At 66.2% G+C, this 17,240-nt stretch carries 18 protein-coding genes; 9 read left to right on the plus strand and 9 right to left on the minus strand.

Features of this window, described 5'->3' with window-relative positions; genetic code table 11:
* Positions 1 to 63: 63 nt before the first annotated feature.
* Positions 64 to 1,401 (plus strand): PQQ-dependent sugar dehydrogenase, encoded by a 1,338-nt coding sequence (locus AC1POX_RS04065; protein ID WP_218533119.1) that lies wholly within the window; start codon positions 64 to 66, stop codon positions 1,399 to 1,401.
* A 453-nt stretch (positions 1,402 to 1,854) separates the two neighbouring features.
* Here AC1POX_RS04065 and AC1POX_RS04070 read toward each other — a convergent pair whose 3' ends face one another.
* Positions 1,855 to 2,115 carry a hypothetical protein gene (locus AC1POX_RS04070; RefSeq protein WP_074053337.1) on the minus strand — a complete coding sequence of 87 codons (261 nt, stop codon included), beginning with the start codon at positions 2,113 to 2,115 and terminating at the stop codon, positions 1,855 to 1,857.
* 147 nt (positions 2,116 to 2,262) lie between these two features.
* On the opposite strand from AC1POX_RS04070, the gene AC1POX_RS04075 reads away from it, so the two are divergent.
* The 3 genes from AC1POX_RS04075 to AC1POX_RS04085 are packed head-to-tail and all read left to right on the plus strand — an operon-like array spanning position 2,263 to position 4,717.
* Positions 2,263 to 3,330: a class I SAM-dependent methyltransferase gene (locus AC1POX_RS04075; protein ID WP_136733222.1), complete on the plus strand. Its 1,068-nt coding sequence runs from the start codon at positions 2,263 to 2,265 to the stop codon at positions 3,328 to 3,330.
* Positions 3,327 to 4,040, plus strand: coding sequence for a pseudouridine synthase (locus AC1POX_RS04080; protein ID WP_065628585.1), 714 nt, complete (start codon positions 3,327 to 3,329; stop codon positions 4,038 to 4,040). Before AC1POX_RS04075 ends, AC1POX_RS04080 begins: the two co-directional genes overlap by 4 nt.
* On the plus strand, positions 4,037 to 4,717 hold the full coding sequence (locus AC1POX_RS04085) for an HAD family hydrolase (protein WP_218196927.1): 681 nt from the start codon (positions 4,037 to 4,039) through the stop codon (positions 4,715 to 4,717). Before AC1POX_RS04080 ends, AC1POX_RS04085 begins: the two co-directional genes overlap by 4 nt.
* A 251-nt stretch (positions 4,718 to 4,968) precedes the next feature.
* Here AC1POX_RS04085 and AC1POX_RS04090 read toward each other — a convergent pair whose 3' ends face one another.
* From AC1POX_RS04090 to AC1POX_RS04115, 6 genes are all read right to left on the minus strand, one after another.
* Positions 4,969 to 5,775 carry an SDR family oxidoreductase gene (locus tag AC1POX_RS04090; RefSeq protein ID WP_011348677.1) on the minus strand — a complete coding sequence of 269 codons (807 nt, stop codon included), beginning with the start codon at positions 5,773 to 5,775 and terminating at the stop codon, positions 4,969 to 4,971.
* Positions 5,776 to 6,180: 405 nt separating this feature from the next.
* The gene (locus AC1POX_RS04095; protein WP_007962251.1) at positions 6,181 to 6,741 is read right to left on the minus strand and encodes a DUF1415 domain-containing protein; all 561 of its coding nucleotides are present in this window, start codon (positions 6,739 to 6,741) and stop codon (positions 6,181 to 6,183) included.
* A gap of 156 nt (positions 6,742 to 6,897) precedes the next feature.
* The gene (locus tag AC1POX_RS04100) at positions 6,898 to 7,725 is read right to left on the minus strand and encodes an alpha/beta hydrolase (protein WP_372356787.1); all 828 of its coding nucleotides are present in this window, start codon (positions 7,723 to 7,725) and stop codon (positions 6,898 to 6,900) included.
* On the minus strand, positions 7,712 to 9,448 hold the full coding sequence (locus AC1POX_RS04105; RefSeq protein ID WP_057681140.1) for an ATP-binding response regulator: 1,737 nt from the start codon (positions 9,446 to 9,448) through the stop codon (positions 7,712 to 7,714). Before AC1POX_RS04105 ends, AC1POX_RS04100 begins: the two co-directional genes overlap by 14 nt.
* A complete protein-coding gene (locus tag AC1POX_RS04110; protein ID WP_031424982.1) occupies positions 9,441 to 9,902 on the minus strand; it encodes a hypothetical protein in 462 nt (153 codons plus the stop codon). Before AC1POX_RS04110 ends, AC1POX_RS04105 begins: the two co-directional genes overlap by 8 nt.
* A 145-nt stretch (positions 9,903 to 10,047) precedes the next feature.
* A complete protein-coding gene (locus AC1POX_RS04115; RefSeq protein WP_008578012.1) occupies positions 10,048 to 10,533 on the minus strand; it encodes a YajQ family cyclic di-GMP-binding protein in 486 nt (161 codons plus the stop codon).
* 107 nt (positions 10,534 to 10,640) lie between these two features.
* Between AC1POX_RS04115 and AC1POX_RS04120 the strand changes: the two genes are divergently transcribed.
* The 4 genes from AC1POX_RS04120 to AC1POX_RS04135 all read left to right on the plus strand — a co-directional run bounded on the left by AC1POX_RS04120 (position 10,641) and on the right by AC1POX_RS04135 (position 14,381).
* Complete coding sequence (locus tag AC1POX_RS04120; RefSeq protein ID WP_071118094.1) at positions 10,641 to 11,537, plus strand: DMT family transporter; 897 nt, start codon at positions 10,641 to 10,643, stop codon at positions 11,535 to 11,537.
* Positions 11,538 to 11,734: 197 nt separating this feature from the next.
* Positions 11,735 to 12,742: a methionine ABC transporter ATP-binding protein gene (locus tag AC1POX_RS04125; protein WP_008578010.1), complete on the plus strand. Its 1,008-nt coding sequence runs from the start codon at positions 11,735 to 11,737 to the stop codon at positions 12,740 to 12,742.
* Positions 12,739 to 13,434: a methionine ABC transporter permease gene (locus AC1POX_RS04130; RefSeq protein ID WP_003489185.1), complete on the plus strand. Its 696-nt coding sequence runs from the start codon at positions 12,739 to 12,741 to the stop codon at positions 13,432 to 13,434. Before AC1POX_RS04125 ends, AC1POX_RS04130 begins: the two co-directional genes overlap by 4 nt.
* A gap of 146 nt (positions 13,435 to 13,580) precedes the next feature.
* Positions 13,581 to 14,381 carry a MetQ/NlpA family ABC transporter substrate-binding protein gene (locus AC1POX_RS04135; protein WP_011348670.1) on the plus strand — a complete coding sequence of 267 codons (801 nt, stop codon included), beginning with the start codon at positions 13,581 to 13,583 and terminating at the stop codon, positions 14,379 to 14,381.
* Positions 14,382 to 14,415: 34 nt separating this feature from the next.
* Here the strand turns inward: AC1POX_RS04135 and xopAK are convergent, their stop codons facing one another.
* Positions 14,416 to 15,348 (minus strand): XopAK family type III secretion system effector, encoded by a 933-nt coding sequence (xopAK, locus tag AC1POX_RS04140; protein WP_327464168.1) that lies wholly within the window; start codon positions 15,346 to 15,348, stop codon positions 14,416 to 14,418.
* A 322-nt stretch (positions 15,349 to 15,670) separates the two neighbouring features.
* Between xopAK and AC1POX_RS04145 the strand changes: the two genes are divergently transcribed.
* The gene (locus tag AC1POX_RS04145) at positions 15,671 to 16,228 is read left to right on the plus strand and encodes a CcdC protein domain-containing protein (protein ID WP_057681137.1); all 558 of its coding nucleotides are present in this window, start codon (positions 15,671 to 15,673) and stop codon (positions 16,226 to 16,228) included.
* Between the two features lie 276 nt (positions 16,229 to 16,504).
* Here AC1POX_RS04145 and AC1POX_RS04150 read toward each other — a convergent pair whose 3' ends face one another.
* A complete protein-coding gene (locus AC1POX_RS04150) occupies positions 16,505 to 17,191 on the minus strand; it encodes an OmpW/AlkL family protein (protein ID WP_014091128.1) in 687 nt (228 codons plus the stop codon).
* Between the last annotated feature and the right edge of the window lie 49 nt (positions 17,192 to 17,240).

Consider the following 17,240-nt stretch of genomic DNA (forward strand, 5'->3'; position numbering starts at 1 on the left):
CTTCTCGCCGTCGCGTTGGCGGCATGATCGCTGGCTGACGCAACCGTCCAGGATTTGCCCGCAATGAATGCATCCCGATTGAAGTTCGCTCGCTGGCCGCTGTCGTTGATGGCGCTGGCCGTCCTCGCCGCGTGCGGCGACACGGCAACATTGGCGATCGAACAGGGAACCGGGCCGGACCCGCAATTGCCCGAGCCGGTGAAGCGTCTGATTCCCACCGTCAAGGTGGCGCCGGTCAAACGCTGGGCAGCCAATGCCAAGCCCATCGCGGCCGACGATCTGCAGGTTGCTGCGTTTGCGCGCGATCTGGATCACCCGCGCTGGGTCTACGTGCTGCCCAATGGCGATGTGTTGGTGGCCGAAACGGCCGAGCCGCCCAAGCCCGAGGATGCCGAAGCGGGCGGTGGGCTGCGCAAGAAAGTGCAGGGCGCGATGATGAAAAAGGCCGGCGCGGCGGTGGCGAGCGCCAATCGCATCACCTTGCTGCGCGATGCCGACGGCGACGGCGTGGCAGAAGTGCGCACGCAGTTCGTCAGCGGGCTGTTTTCGCCGTTCGGCATGGCGCTGATCGGCGACCGCTTCTATGTCGCCAACGCCGATGCGCTGGTGAGTTTTCCGTACAAGCCCGGCGACACGCATCTCACCGCCAAGCCGACTTTCGTGGCCAATCTGCCCGGTGGCATCAACCATCATTGGACCAAGTCGCTACTGGCCAGCCCGGACGGCAGCAAGCTCTATGTCGGCGTCGGTTCCAACAGCAACGTGGCCGAAAATGGCATGGAAGCCGAGCTCAATCGTGCGGCGATCCTGGAAATCGACCCGGCCACCGGCAGCAGCCGCATCTTCGCCGGCGGCTTGCGCAACCCGGTGGGCACCGCATGGGAGCCGCAGAGCAAATCGCTGTGGGTGGTGGTCAACGAGCGCGACGAAATCGGCAGCGACCTGGTGCCGGACTACCTCACCTCGGTGCGCGACGGCGGTTTCTACGGCTGGCCGTACAGCTACTACGGCCAGCATGTGGACGAGCGGGTCAAACCGCAGAATGCCGAACTGGTGGCAAAGGCAATCAAGCCCGATTACGCGCTCGGCCCGCATACCGCGTCGCTCGGCCTGAGCTTCGCCAGCGGCACCTTGCTGCCCGAGCGTTTCCGCCAGGGCGCCTTCATCGGCCAGCACGGCTCGTGGAATCGCGACCCGCCCAGCGGCTACAAGGTGTTGTTTGTCCCGTTCGCCGATGGCAAACCCAACGGCCCGCCGATCACGGTGCTGGATGGATTCCTGGATGCCGAAGGCAATGCGCAGGGCCGCCCGGTGGGTGTGGCGTCGGACAGTCGCGGCGCACTGCTGGTGGCCGACGATGTGGGCAATGTGATCTGGCGGGTGACGCCGAAGGCGCGTTGAGACGGTCACGTCGATCGCTTGCGCAGACCAGCGGGCACTACCGGTTGCTTATGGGAGACGCAGGTTCCCCGAAGGGCCACTCTCCGTCTCTCATAGCAGGGCGGCCCGAAGGTGGACGAAGGCGATGTGCGCAGCCTGGGTCTACATCGTGTAGAAAACGGTTTGTCGCAGCGCGGCTGACATGCGCCGCAGGCAGCAATTGGAAGCACGCGGCTGGAAACACGCGGCAATTCGAGAGTGCACCCTCGGTTTTTGCCGGAAAATGCGAAGGTCCGCGAGCTGACCGATTTGAGCGGTCGGACGAACTGTGTCCGATCGGCAAAAACAGGGCAAGAGCCCGGTCCAGCCTCGCGCAGCGTGTCGGCGTTGACTGCAGTCGAGGGCGCCTGACGCATGCTTCATCGCATGCGGCAGGGAAGGGTTCCAGGCGCCCGCATCAACTACCTCGTTCCCTTAACGTGGCGCCTCCGGCGAGGCACTGAAGCGGCGGGCATAGCCACGCTCTTCGGTAATGCGGGTGATGTCCTCGTCTGCCATTTCCGGGGCGCCGTACACCGCGTAGGCCACCGTGCCGTCGCCGCGTTCGCCGATCTGGTGCAGACGGTAGCGGGGTCTGCCGGCGCCTGTGTTTTCGGGGTAGTGCATCGGTGGCGGGGTGTCGTCCAGATCCATTTCGCTGTTGTCGACAACTCCTCCTACGAACAAGGCTCGCATCGTGTCTCTCCGTGTGGGCTTGGACCCCAGCCTAGGCGGGCGAATGTTGCGCGCGCATCAATGGTCCGTATACACAATGGAAGGCGCGCGGCGGGCAGCTGGCACACGTCCCTTACAATGACGGCCTGTTCCTGACCCGATGATCCGATGGCTGGCCCGCACGACGCCCCGCTTCAAGCCCTGTTCCTGCCTTTTGCCCAAGGCGCGCTGCCATGGTCGGAAGGACCGGTGTTGTTCCTGCGCGCGCGCGACGGTTTTCCGCTGCGCGAGCAGGCAAGCCCCCAAACGCTGACCTGCGAGCAGAGCTTCCGTCCGTTCGCCGAAGCGCTGGAGCGCAATGGGTGGACCGTGCGCGAAGAAAGCGAGATCGAGGCCGACAGTACGCGCTATGCCCTGGTGCTGGTGCTGCCTCCGCGGCAGCGCGAGGAGGCGCGCGCGCTGTTCGCACGTGCGGTGGCGCTGACTGCGCCCGGTGGCCGTGTGGTGGCCTGCCAGTCCAACAACGAAGGCGCACGCTCGGGGGAAGCCGATCTGCGCCAGCTCACCGGGCTGGCCGGCAGCCTGACCAAGTACCACTGCCGCACCTATTGGAGCGCGCCGCTGCCGGCCGACACCGATGCCGCGCTGCAGGCGCGCTGGGCCGCGCTGGATGCGCCACGCAAGATTCTGGACGGCCGCTTTGTCAGCCGTCCCGGCGTCTTCGCCTGGGATCGCATCGACCCGGCGTCCGCGCTGCTGGTCGAGCATCTGCCGACCACGCTGGCCGGCCATGGCGCCGATCTGGGCGCGGGTTTCGGTTATCTATCGGCCGAAGTGCTGGCGCGTTGTCCCAAGGTCACCGCGCTGGATCTGTACGAAGCCGAGGCGCGCGCATTGACGCTGGCGCGGCGCAACCTGCAGGACATCGCGCATCCGGCGCAGCTGCACTACCACTGGCGCGATGTCACCGCCGGGCTGGTGGCGCAATACGATTTCATCGTCAGCAACCCGCCGTTCCATACGCCGTCGCGTGCCGACCGCCCGGACATCGGACAGCGCTTCATTGCGGTGGCCGCACAGGCATTGCGCCCGGGCGGGCAATTGATACTGGTCGCCAACCGGCACCTGCCTTACGAACAGGTGCTCAACGACAGTTTCGGACAGGTCCGCGTGGCTGCCGAACGCGATGGGTTCAAGCTGATCGCGGCGATCCGCGGCCGCGGAGCGCGCCCATGAAGCTGGTCAAACACATCGCCAATCTCGGCTACGGCAGCCGCAAGCAGGTCACCCAGCTGTTCCGGCAGGGCGCGATCACCGATGCGCAAGGCGAGGTGCTGTATGCCGACGACCAGGTGGAGCACGACGCCATCCGCATCGATGGCGAACCGCTCGACCCGCCAGCGGGCTTGAGCCTGTTGCTGCATAAACCCAGCGGCTACACCTGCTCGACCAAGGACACCGGCCGGCTGATCTACGAATTGCTGCCGCCACGTTTCCGCCTGCGCGCGCCGGTGTTGGCGCCAGTGGGTCGGTTGGACCGCGAGACCAGCGGCATGCTGTTGATGACCGACGACGGCGCGCTGCTGCACCGGATCATTTCGCCCAAATCGGCCCTGGACAAGGTGTATGACATCACCCTGGCCGAGGACCTGCGTGGCGAGGAGGCCGCGCTGTTCGCCAGCGGCAGCTTGCTGTTGGACGGCGAAACCAAGCCGCTGCTGCCGGCCGAGCTGGAGGTGCTTGGCCCACGCCAGGCGCGGCTGACCTTGCACGAAGGCCGCTATCACCAGGTGCGGCGCATGTTCGCTGCCGCCGGTAACCACGTGGTCGCGCTGCACCGCAGCCGCATCGGCGGCCTGTCGCTGGATGGATTGTCGTCGGGGCAATGGCGTGCGCTGGAAGCGAACGATCTTGAGGTGTTGTTCGGCCGCGGCGCTCCGGCATGACCCACAGTGCAGCGCTGCCGTTTCGCCCGCAGGCGGTGATCTTCGACATGGATGGCTTGATGCTCGATAGCGAGCGCGCCATCACGGCCTGTCTGGCGCAGGCCGCCGACGACCAGGATCTGCAGATCGAACCGGCCTTCTGGTTGCGCATGGTGGGCACCGGCGATGCGGCCTGCCGCCGGCTGCTCGGCGAACGGATCGGCGAGGCCGCGGCCGACACCATGCTGGCGCATGCGCAACGGCTGTATGCCGCTGCGGTCGAGCGCGGCATCCCGCATCGGCCCGGCATCATTGCGCTGTTGGACTATCTGGCAGCCCAGCGCATGCCGCGCGCGGTGGCCACTTCCACCCAGCGCCCGCTGGCGCTGCGCAAGCTGGAAGCGGCCGATCTGTTGTGGCGCTTCGATGCCGTGTGCACGGCCAGCGATGTGGTCCATCCGAAACCTGCGCCGGATATCTACCTGCTGGCTGCGCGCACCTTGGCGGTAGACCCTGCGCACTGCCTGGTGCTGGAAGACTCGCCCACCGGCGTGCGTGCAGCATTGGCGGCCGGCATGACACCGATCCAGATTCCGGACCTGCTCGAGCCCGACGCCACCGTGCGTGCGCTCGGCCACCGCATCCTGCCCTCGCTGGGTGATGCGCAACGCTTGCTGGAAGCACGCTTGTCGGGGTGACGGGTTCGGGTGGATACGTCGCGGGGCCAGTTCATGCGCCAACCCGGCTGTGATCACGCAGGCGCTGCCGACCGCCTCGCTGCGCTGTGCCCGCTCCGTGCCGCTGGCGGCCAACCCTCGGGGAAGCGCACTGTGGCGCGCCGATACCGCGTTGCGCGCCTTGCCCACGCGGCCAGCCTGGGCCGCAGCGCACGCCTTGTCTCGACGCGCCACAGGACGCTTCGCACTCACCTCAACGTACATCACACGCTCTACGCGTAGTGCATCTTGCGCGACATGCCACCGTCGACGATGAAATCCTGCCCGGTGACGAAACCGGACAGCTGCGGCGCAAGCAGATACACCGCCAGCTGCGCAATGTCTTCGGGTGTGCCCACGCGCCCGGCCGGGTGCTGTGCATGGTCGCGACGCGACAATTTCGGTGCCCGCCGGCGCTGCGGCGCGCGCCACGCATCGGTGCTGATCCACCCCGGGCTGATGCTGTTGACGCGCACATGCGGTCCTTCGCTCAGCGCCAGCGCGTGGGTAAAGGCCACCAGGCCGCCCTTGGCTGCGGCGTACGCTTCGCTGTGCGGCTCCGATTGCCAGGCGCGGGTGGAGGCGATGTTGACGATCGCCCCACCGGCTGGCGCCTGCCTGAGCGCGGGCAGCGCCTGCTTGCTGCACAGGAAGGCGCCGTGCAGGCTGGACAGCCGGCTGTTCCAGGTGTCCCAGTCCAGTTGCGGCAGTGCTGCGATATGCGGATCGGGCACGCCGGCATTGTTGACCAGACCATCGATGCGCCCGAAGCGCTTGAGCGCTGTGGCGACCAGGCGCGTGGCCTGCGCCTGGCGCGCGGCATCGCAGCGGACGAAAGCGCTACGGCGCGGCAGTGCCCACTCCTGCAGGCAGGCCTTGCCGGCATCGGCATCCAGATCGCCAATCACCACGCTGCCGCCCGCGCCCAGCACCGCCTGGGCAATGCCGCGGCCGATACCTTGCGCCCCACCGGTGACCACCACCACGCGGTCCTGTAGCGGCGACGGGTTCCATGCGGAAACTGCGGGGATCAAGGCCATGGCATGCGGCACGTGGGTGAGGGTGGCGGCACTGTAGCGCGCGGGCTGTCGTCGTCGCAGCAACGTGGAGCGCGGATGAGGATTGGGGCGCACGTGCCATGCGTGCGCTCGATGTCATCCACATTGAACCTGACGGATGCAGGCTGATCCGGGCAGCTGCCCGGGCCGCGTGCGTTCCGCAATGTCCCGGTGCCGCCGGTGCTGCTGCGCCTGCACTCAATCACACGATTGCCCGGTACCACGCGTGTGCAGCGTGCCCGGCGGCATGCGGCGCTCGACCAGTTCGACGCCGAGCACGTGATCCGCATGCGGCTGAAGAACTTCCGCCCTGTTTTATGCCGACGACCTGCGGGCGCAGGTGGCGAAAATCGCACTCGCTGCAGTCCCGGACGGCAGGTGCAGCACTCAGTGCTCTGCACCGTTGAGCACGCGCTCCCAGCCATCGCTGCCCAGGCGTTCGAGCGTCTGGATATTGCGTTCCACAATCACATCCGGATCCGGGAACGCCGCCACCGCACGCTCCACGCTGTCTTCGCGCAACAGGTGCAAGGTCGGGAAGGGCGAGCGGTTGGTGAAATTGGCCACATCGTCCAGCGCCGCGCCTGCGAACTGGTAATCCGGATGGAAGCTGGCCACCTGCAACACGCCTTGCAGGTCCAGCGCTTCCACCGCCGCATCGGCGTTGTCGAGAAAGTCGTTGTAGTCCAGGAAGTCGGTGAGCACGTCCGGATGCACGATCAGCGTGGTGTCGATCTGTTCGGCCGGCGTATCGCGCAGCAGCACCAGTTCCTCGGCCAGTTGTTCCAGCAAGGCTTCGGGCGTGCTGGCATCGCTGAGCACCAGCCGCACCTGTTCCTTGACGTACACCGCCTTGGCGAACGGGCACAGGTTCAATCCGATCACCGCACGTTCGATCCATTTGCGGGTGTCGGCGATCGGATCGGAGGTTGCGGGCGTGGTGGTCATCGTGGCGGCAGCGGGCTGGCGCGCCAGTGTATGCGATCGCCATGCAGCGGACCGCGCGCGTGGTTGGAGGCAGCAGCGGGCGCTAGCGGGGCACCATCGCGACGCTGCCAGCGAGGCGGCAGGTTTCTTCCACCGCGCGCGCAGACCAGCTTGCGCTCACGCATTTAGGCCGTGCGGCGCAGCACGGAGCTGCGCCTGCAAGAACGCGATGGACGCCTGCGCGACGGCGCCGGCCAGCAGGGTCTTGTGCGGGGACCCGATCGCATGCGCGCCGGTGTCGAAGGCCAGCGCCTGCCTGTGTGCCGGCGCAGTGCCCAGCGCTGCGAACATCTGCAGCATCGCCGGCACCGAGGCAACGCCGTCTTCGCGGCCGTCGGCAGCGCGGTAATAGCCTAGAAACACCGGGCAGCGCACGCGTGGCCACGGCGGGTCGGCGGCGATGAGCGCAAACAGGTCACGCAAGGCGCGAAATCCGTCCGGATGAATCGTCTCCGACCAGAACGCACGCGCGGCAGGCGTGCGCGTGCGCGGGTCGATCAACGGCGCCTGCGCGGCGCAGATCTGTTCGAGCAATGCCGGGTCGGCTGGCCGGATGCCGGGTGACCAGGCAACCACGCCGGCCACCGCGTCCGGGTACCGCGCGGCCAGCCACAAACCCAGTGTCGCGCCCATCGACGAGCCGACAATCGCAACCCGCTCGCCCATGCGTTGCGCCTGGGCCAGTGCCTCCAGCGCCGAGGCCTGCAACACCGCCGGTGTAAGCCCCTGCATTGCATCGGCGGCGGTGAGCCCGTGCCCGGGCCAGCGATGCACGTAACCGTTGGCGCCCAGCGCATCGGCCATCTGTTCGGGTAGCGCGCCTGCTTCGCCCGGGCTGGCGCTGAAGCCGTGCAGGTACAGCACCGCCAGCGGCGTGCCGGCGTGCGCGGCATGCTGCCAGTAGGCGCGTGCGGCGTTGCCCGGCTTGAGCTCAGGGGCGTGCATGGCTGGCGTGCCGGGCGAGCAGTGCCAGCAATTCGTGCGCATTGATCGGCTTGGGCAGATAGCCGGCCACGCCCGCCGCGCTGGCGTCGCGCATCGAATCGGTCCGCGTGTCGGCGGTCAGCACGATGATCGGCGGCAGCGCCGACATCGCGTCGCGCGCCTGCCGCAGCGCATCCCAGCCGGACGTGCCCGGCATGTGCAGATCCAGGAACACCAGGTCCGGCGCTGCCTCGCGGATGCGCTGCACCGCGTCGGTGCCATCGACCTGGAAGCTCACCCGATGCCCGGCGCGGGTCAGCAGATTGCCGATCACCAGACGATTGGTATCCATGTCTTCGAAGACCAGGCAATGCAGGGAAGGCACGTTTTCTGCGTGCTGGGCCAGCGCATCGCGCAGCGCGAGCGTATGGCTGCCGGCCGCGGCGCCGGGCAGTTCGAAAATCCAGCGGAAGATGCTGCCACCGGCGGGGTTGTCGCTCACGGTCAGGCTGCCGCCCATCGCATCGGAAACCGACAGCGCGATGTACAGCCCCAGGCCCACCCCGCCTTCGACGCGACTGAAGCCGGTACTGAGCTGAGTGAACGGAGTGAAGATGTAGGCCTTCTGATCGTCCGGTACGCCGATACCGGTGTCGGTGACGGTCACCGCGATGCTCCAGCGCTCCTGCACCTGGGTCGCGTCGATCAGCAGATCCACCGTGCCGCCGGCCGGGGTGAACTTGATCGCATTGATCACCAGGTTGCTGATCACCTGTTCGATGCGGCCTTCGTCGCCCATCACGTGCGGTGCCTGTGGGCTATCGACACGCACATCGAGCGTGACGCCCTTGCTGGACGCTGCGGTGGCGCAGACCGCTTTCACCGTGGTGACCACGTCCAGCAGGTTTAACGGCTTGCGATGCAGCTGCAGGCGTCCGCCGTCGATGCTGGCCACATCCAGCACCTCGTTGACACGATGGCGCAGCGCGGTTGCATTGACGGTCACCGATTGCAGCAGCTCGCGTTGCTGTGCCGGCATTTGCTCGGTTTCGATCAATTGGGCGCAGTTGATCACCGCATTCAGCGGCGTGCGCAATTCGTGACTCATGGTGCTGATGAAACGGCTTTGCGCATCGCGCGAGGCCAGTGCCTGCAGTGCCACTTCCTGCATCGCAAGCACGATCCGCGCCACGAGCAACGGCAGCACGATGATCAGCGCCACGGCATAGACGAAATACGCCGGACGCGACAGCCAATAGCCTGACGGTGCGGTCAACAGCATCAGCACGAAGGTGCTGAGCAACACCGGAAATATCGCGCGTTGCCCGTAACGCGCCACCGCCGCGATGGTGATGAACGGCAAAAATGCATTCAACGACATCAACAGGATGAAGGCCAGGTAGGTCTGGATGCCGATGAACAGCAGGTTCATCGCAAAGCCCATCGCATCGAGCCATTCGCTGGGCGCAATGACACGGCGACGTACCAGCAGCATCCACACCACCGACAGCACCCACAGGCCGACCGCGGTGGGAAAGACATGGTGCGCGTCGGCCACCAGCACCGGTTGCGGCCCGTACAGCCAGCCCAGGCACCACGCGGTGACGATGCTCTGCACGATCACGCGGCCGACGCAGGCGCGATATTCCAGGAACGACTCGAACAGCCGCACCAGTCTGTCGTTGCGCAACTGCCTGGCGGCCAGGATCAGGCCGGGCGCTGCGCGGTTGGGAGTGCTACGCATGAGGGTCCGCATCGTCGGAGGGAAGGGTACGCCGGTACTGCTTGACCAGCAGGCCAGCCGCGTTCGCCACCGCAGTGAAACGCTGCGCAAGCGTTTCGCCCAGCGCGCCATGGCTTGCGGCATCGCGCAACTGGTCGCAGGCCTTCAGCAGTTGCTGCGAGCCGGTCAGCGAGATGGTGTTTTTCAACGAATGGATCTGCTGCAGCGCCTGCGCCTGCGGCGTGCCGGCATCGCCGAGCGTGCAGGTGGCGATGGCATGTTCGATCTCCACCAGGAAGGCATCGGCAAACGCCGCTGCCGCCACCGGATCCAGGTCGGCCATGGTGTGCAGCGTCGAGCCGGTCTCGATGCGTGGTTGCGCATGGGCGGCGGCGTGCCGGGCATGTTCGCCCGCTGCGTTGGCCGGCCCGTGCATGCGCAGGCGTTGCAACAGGCTGGCGAACAGGTCGCGCATGCTCGCAGGCTAGGCCAGTGCGGCGAGGTGACGGGCGCCACCGCGCCGCGTGCCGCGCGCAGGCCGCAGGCGCCACTCCGGCTCACCCGGCCGCACGGCGCGCACGCGCAGCGCCGTCCCGATCGTTGCGGTCACCCCGCCGCACTCAATCGCGGAAGTTGTCGAACTGCAGCGGCAGTTCGAAGTCGGCCTTTTTGAGCAGCGCGATCGCGTCCTGCAGATCGTCGCGCTTCTTGCCGGTGACGCGCAGCTTGTCGCCATTGATCTGCGCTTCGACCTTGAGCTTGGCTTCCTTCAACTTGGCCACCAGCTGCTTGGCCTGCTTCTGCTCGATGCCTTGCTTGACGGTCACTTTCTGCCGCGCGCCGGCCAGGTTGGTTTCCACCTCGCCAAACTCCAGGCAGCGGATGTCGATGCCGCGCGCCAGCAACCGCGCGCGCAGGATGTCGGTCATCTGCTTGATCTGGAAATCGCTGGGCGCGGACTGGTTGATCACCTTGCCGTCTTCCAGCTCGAACTTGGCCTGGACTCCCTTGAAGTCGAAACGTGTGTCCAGCTCGCGGTTGGCCTGATCCACCGCATTGGTCAGTTCGTGCTTGTCCACTTCGGACACAACGTCGAAGGAAGGCATGCAAAGCTCCTGCAATTGAAAAACAGCCGCCATTCTAGGCCATCGTGCCGGCCCGGCCGTCATGCGGGCCTTGGCGGGCGTGCCAGTGCCGCGGCGATAATGCGTGCATGCCCACCACCCGCTCCCCGCTTCCCGCCATCGCCTGGATGGTGGCCGCCGTGGCCTGTTTCTCGCTGATGGACGCGGGAATGAAGCTGCTCTCGGCGCATTACCCGCCGCTGCAGGTCACCTTGTTGCGCGGCGCCGCCTCGTTGCCGTTCGTGCTGGTGTGGGTGTTCGCCACTGCCGGGCCGCGCGCGATCGTGCCGGTGCGCTGGGGCCTGCACCTGCTGCGCGGGGTGCTGGGCATGGTGATGATCGGCTGCTTCGTCTTCGGCATCAAACGCATGCCGTTGTCCACCGCCTACACGCTGTATTTCGTGGCGCCGCTGCTGGTGGCCGCGCTGTCGGTGCCGCTGCTGGGCGAGCACGTCGGCCCGCGCCGCTGGACCGCGATCGGCATTGGCCTGGTCGGGGTGATCGTGGTGCTGCGCCCGGGCGTGGACGGGCTGATCTCGCTGCCCGGGCTGATGGTGCTGCTGGCCGCCACCGCCTATGCCGTCGCGGCCATCACCGTGAGCCTGCTGACCCGCACCGACACCCCGCAGGCCATGGTGGTGTGGTTCTTGCTGTTCATGGCCATTGGCGCCGGGTTGCTGGCCATCCCCGGCTGGGTGCCCCTACAGGCCGGGCACGCCGGGCTGATTGCCGGCATGGGCCTGGCCGGTGCGCTGGGCCAGGTTGCGCTGACCCAGGCCTTCATGCGCGGCGAGGCCTCGATGATCGCCCCGCTGGAATACACCGGTCTGGTCTGGGTGATCGGCTGGGATTGGCTGCTGTGGCAGACCCTGCCCGACAGCTGGACCTGGACCGGCGCCGGCATCATCGTCGCCAGCGGGCTGTATTTGTTGCGCCGGGAGCGGATACGCCAGGCGGACAGGCCGTTGCCGCTTGAGAGGCCGTGAGGACGGGATTTGGGATTCGGGATTCGGGATTCGGGATTCGCAACAGCCGAAGCGCCGTGGCCTTTGCGAATCCCTGGCGGCCGTGATTCGGGATTCGCGATTCGGGATTGGCAACAGCGGGGCCGCCGTGGCCTTTGCCAATCCCCAATCCCCAATCCCGATGGTAGGCTTCACGACCCCCCAACCGGCCACGCGCGGTGATCCAGTTTCAGCGCCTGCACAAGTCCTATTCCGTCGACGGTCGCCAGATCGTGGCGCTGCATCCGCTCGATCTGCGGATCGGCCCGGGTGAGGTGTTCGGCATCATCGGCCATTCCGGTGCGGGCAAATCCACGCTGATCCGGCTGATCAACCGGCTGGAAGAGCCCAGCGGCGGTCGTCTGCTGATCGGCGACGAGGACGTGACCGCGCTGGACGGCCAGGGCCTGCGCGCCTTGCGCCGCCGCATCGGCATGATTTTCCAGCACTTCAACCTGCTGTCCTCGCGCACCGTGGCCGGCAATGTCGCCTTCCCGCTGGAACTGGCCGGCACGCCGCGTGCCGAGATCGATGCGCGCGTGGCCGAGCTGCTTGCCCGGGTCGGGCTGCAGGAGCACGCCAACAAGTATCCGGCGCAACTATCGGGCGGGCAGAAGCAGCGCGTAGGCATTGCGCGCGCGCTGGCCACCCGCCCGCAGATCCTGCTGTGCGACGAGGCCACCAGCGCGCTGGACCCGCAGACCACCGCCTCGGTGCTGCAGCTGCTGGCGCAGATCAATCGCGAGCTCGGCCTGACCATCGTGCTGATCACCCACGAGATGGATGTGATCCGCCGTGTCTGCGACCGCGTCGCGGTGCTGGACGCCGGCAAGCTGGTGGAAACCGGCCCGGTGACCGAGGTGTTCCTGCATCCCAAACACGCCACCACCCGGCGCTTCGTTTCCGAAGCCGAACATGTGGACGAAGCCGAGCTGCACCGCGATTTCGCCGCAGTCGGCGGACGCATCGTGCGGCTGACCTTCCTGGGCAACGGTACCTACGAACCAGTTCTGGGCCGCATCGCTCGCGAAACCGGGGTGGACTACAACATCCTGTCCGGGCGGGTGGATCGCATCAAGGACACGCCCTACGGCCAGCTCATCGTCGCCCTGACCGGCGGCGACCAGAACGCTGCACGCGCCGGTTTCGTCGCCGCCGGCGTGCAGGTGGAGGATCTGCGCGTATGACCCCAATCGTTGCTGCCGCCGGTGGTTTCTTCCGTAATCTCGATGCCGCCAAGTGGGGCGACATCGGCCAGGCCACCCTCGATACCTTGCTGATGCTGGCCGGTGCGTTGCCGCTGACATTGCTGATCGGCCTGCCTCTGGGCGTTGCGCTGTTCCTGTGCGGCGCGCCGCAGTTGCGCCGGCGCCCGGTGCTGTACGGCGCGCTCGCGGCGCTGATCAACCTGCTGCGCTCGGTGCCCTTCATCATTTTGATGATCGCGATGATCCCGCTCACGCTGATGCTGATGGGCACTTCGCTCGGCGTGCGCGGTGCGATCCTGCCGCTGGTGGTCGGCGCCGCGCCGTTTTACGCACGCCTGGTGGAAACCGCGCTGCGCGAAGTCGACCGCGGGATCATCGAAGCCAGCCAGGCAATGGGCGCCACTACCCGGCAACTGGTGCTGCGGGTGCTGTTGCCCGAAGCGCGCCCCGGCCTGATCGCCGGCGCCACCGTGACCACCATCGCGCTGATCGGCTTCACCGCGATGGGCGGTGCGATCGGTTCCGGCGGCCTGGGCGATGTGGCCTATCGCGAGGGCTACCTGCGCTCGCACTCGGACGTGGCACTGATCACCGTCATCGCCTTGCTGGTACTGGTGCAGGTGCTGCAGATGCTGGGCGACCGCCTGGTGGCGCATTACAGCCGGCGCTGAGCCGGTGCGCGGCCGTTGGGGCGCACGTGACCCAACAGCTGCATCGCCGCCCCGTTCGCACCGCGCGGTGCATCGCTGCCACACGCCGCGTCTGGTAGGTTGAGCGCCTGCGGCAGGTCCGCATTCCTCCTCCCACGGATCCCTACATGAGCACATTCGCGTTTCGTTCCCTCCTGGCGGCAGCCACGCTGGCATTGGCGTCCTGTGGTGGCGGTGGCGGCAGCGGCGGCGACACCCTGACCGTGGCCGCCACGGCCGTGCCGCATGCCGAAATCCTGGAAGTGGTCGAACCGCTGCTGGCCAAGCAGGGCGTCAAGCTCGATGTACGGGTGTTCAACGACTACGTGCAGCCCAACGACCAGGTCGTGCAGAAGCAGATCGACGTCAACTACTTCCAGACCGAGCCCTATCTGGATGCGTACAACCGCGACCGCAAGAGCCAGCTGGTCACCGTCGTCGGCGTGCATATCGAGCCCTTCGGTGCCTATTCGCGCCGCTTCAAGGCGCTGGCCGAGCTACCCACCGGCGCCGATGTGGTGATCCCTAACGACCCGAGCAACAACAGCCGCGCGCTGATCCTGCTCGACAAGGCCGGGGTGATCAAACTCAAGGACCCGAGCAACGCCCTGTCCAGCCAGCGCGACATCGTCGAAAACCCCAAGCAACTCAAATTTCGCGAACTCGATTCGGCCATGCTGCCGCGCGTCCTGGACCAGGTCGATCTGGCGCTGATCAACACCAATTACGCGCTCGACGCCGGGCTTAATCCCACCCGCGATGCGCTGGCGATCGAAAGCAAGGACTCGCCGTACGTCAACTTCCTGGTGGCGCGCGCCGACAACAAGGACGATGCGCGCGTGCAGAAACTGGCCAAAGCGCTGACCAGCCCGGAAGTGAAAGCCTTTATCGAGCAGAAGTACAAGGGCGCGGTGCTGCCGGCGTTTTGAGTGCGGTCAGCGGCGCTTTTACACCCAGGCGTCTTCACCACGACTTGTAGTAATAGATGCCATCGGCCGTCATGACCAGGTTGATGGCATTCTCCTCGCCGTTGCGATCGCTCATGCTGGGGTGCAGCTTGGCGCCTACGATATTGAAGTCGTGCCCGAGCGCCAGCAGGTCTCTCTCGATTTCGAAGCTGCCCAGCTCGTCTTGGTTGGAGATCATGCCGCCTACCAGGAATATGTCGGGCTTACGCACGCCTTCTTCGCGCATATCGTCGCGGATTTCGGAAAGTGCATCTTGTGCATCCTGTATCCCCGAATAATGCAGCAGGCCCAGGATGTCGTGGCCGCGAGGATTCTTTCCTTTCGCACAAATGCAGACGCATGAAGACAAACCGTGCGTGCCGATCGAATCAAATCCATCTTGCGCAAGATTGATGACGACACATGCGTCCATATCCACATCCATTGTCCGGCTGGCTTGGATATCGCGTACAGACCGGACGGCGCGGATGTGGGGCGTGCAAAAGAGTGCGGCGTATTGTCGTTCCAGATCGTGAAATGGCTGGATCTGCTCCCGGGTAAAGCCGTCCGGGATGGCGAATGCGTCGCTGCCGCATGGGCGCGCACGGCTGCCGGCCCGTGCGCCATCGCCATCGCCCGCGGTGTCGGCAACACGCTTTCTGGGTCGTTGGCGCGGCAACCCCTGGCAGTCGGGGTGGGGCGCAGGCCATTGCGCAATCCCGTCGGCTGGATCGGCCGACGGCGGCGGCTCCGCGGCGTAAGCGGTGCTGGTAGATGTGTCGGGTCTGATGGAAGCCGGCTTCATGGAGTCAGGGCCGCCCGCGATACACGTCTGGATCCTCGCATCGCCCCTGCATGAGGGCACGCCCGCTGCCGAACCGATGGGGCTGGAAAACGAAGTGTTCTGCTTGGACGAAAACGGATGCGCGAGGCCTGCTTCTTCGAACATCGCGTCTTGATCGCCTGGAAGCGCGCCGGTACCTGGATCAACAGCCCAACGATCCAGTTGCAGCTCGCCAGGCGGGTGTCCCGTTCTTGCCAAACGGCGCCCAGATCGTAGCTCTGCGACAACGTTGCCGAGGATGTCTCCGTGGTCGCTACCGATCTTCGGCAGGACGCGCTCGATCCTTCCCAATACGTATCACGTTGGCGCGTTCGCCCCGAGCCGAGCGCGTTCGCCGTGCTGCAGATGGGCGCAATTGGCACCGAACACGCGCTGCTGCACGTATACGTAGTAGCGTCATCGGCCATCTTTCTACGGCAGTCTCCCGATGCCTTTGCTGCTTGCCATTCCGCTGGCTGTGATCATTGCCCTGGCAGTGTTCGTGGTGGTGTTCCCGTTGTCGCTGCTGCAGCGCTTCCGCATGGGTACTGCACGTCGTCAGGCGCGTGGATGGCTGCTGCTGATCAACCTGGTGTCGGCGGGCATCTCCAGCGTGCTGTTTGTGATCTTCAGCTTGATCGCGGCGGCGTTCTGGCCCGGCGCGATCAGCCATGCCGCATTCGGCTGGGCCTGCGGGTTGGCGCTGGGCGCGTTGGCGTTGCGCCTGACACGCTTCGAACGCACCACGCAAGGCCTGTTTTACCGGCCCAATCTGTGGCTGGTGCTGGGCTTGACCGCGTTGGTCGTGGTCCGGGTGATCGCCGGGATGGTGCAGGGCTGGCGTAGCGCCTGGCAGGGGGTGGCCTGGCCAACCGACGGGTGGCTCAGTCATGCCAGCCTGCTCGGCGCTGCCGGCGTCTTGCTCGGTTATGCGCTCGCCTATGCCACCTTGCTGTGGTGGCGCTGGCGCAGCGCACGTTTGCGCGGCAGCGTTTATTGGCGGTGAGGGCGTTTGAAAGCGCGCGCCAGGCGATTGTGTTCGACGCATGCACGGGGGTGTCGACGCATGCAGGTGCACGGAGTTGCAGACGCATTGGAAGCGATGAAGCAGAGTCGGAGGCAAATAGTCACGCCACTATTCGCATTCGTACCGGAGAGCTGACACGGCACCTTAGGCCTCGGTCGTAACGGCCCGCAACCCACATCTCACACGCCACGCACAAAAAACGGGCCTTTCGGCCCGTTTTTTCTTCAACCAACGCCCTGATGGGCAGCGGTCTGCTTAGAAGCGCGCACCGATGCCGAAGCCAACGGTCCACGGATCCAGTTCCAGCTCGCTGCCGGTACCCTGGCCACCCACGCGCAGTTCCGGACGCGAACGCATGTAGCGGGCGTCGGCACGTGCGAACCAGGTGGAATTGATGTTCATGTCCACACCAACAGTGCCGATGACGCCCTTGGCGGTGCTCAGGCCCACGTGGTCGCCGGTGGTCGACGCCGCGTCGATCTTTTCGTTGCTGAAGTTCGACTCGTAGTAGCCCACGCCCACGAACGGACGGAACACGTTGTCCGCTTCGCCGAAGTGATACTGACCGCTGATGGCGATCGGCTGCTGCTCGACGGTACCGACCTTGCCCACGCCATCGGCGTTGACGCGGTGGTTGAACTTGTCGGCGGCGCCCCACAGTTCAACGGCCCAGTTGTCGTTGATGTAGTAGCTGGCGCTCAGCGTCGGTGCCGGGCCGCCATCGACGTCCAGGCCCGGCGCCGGGTTGTTCTTGGGGTTCAGCAGCGCCACGCCACCGACCACGGCCCAATGCTTGCCAGAAGCGGTATCGCCGCTGGTGGACATCGTGCTGGAAGAAGTCGAGGAGGTGTCGCCGGTATAGGTGGTGTCCTGCGCGAACGCGGACGGTGCAATCGCAAGTGCAGATACAGCAGCCAGGCTCAGGATGGAAATGGAACGCATGAGGGTCTCCTCGTCTTGTTGTTGGGCCCGTGGAGTGGGCCGCGCCAAA

It is taken from the genome of Xanthomonas sp. NCPPB 3442 (assembly GCF_056725145.1).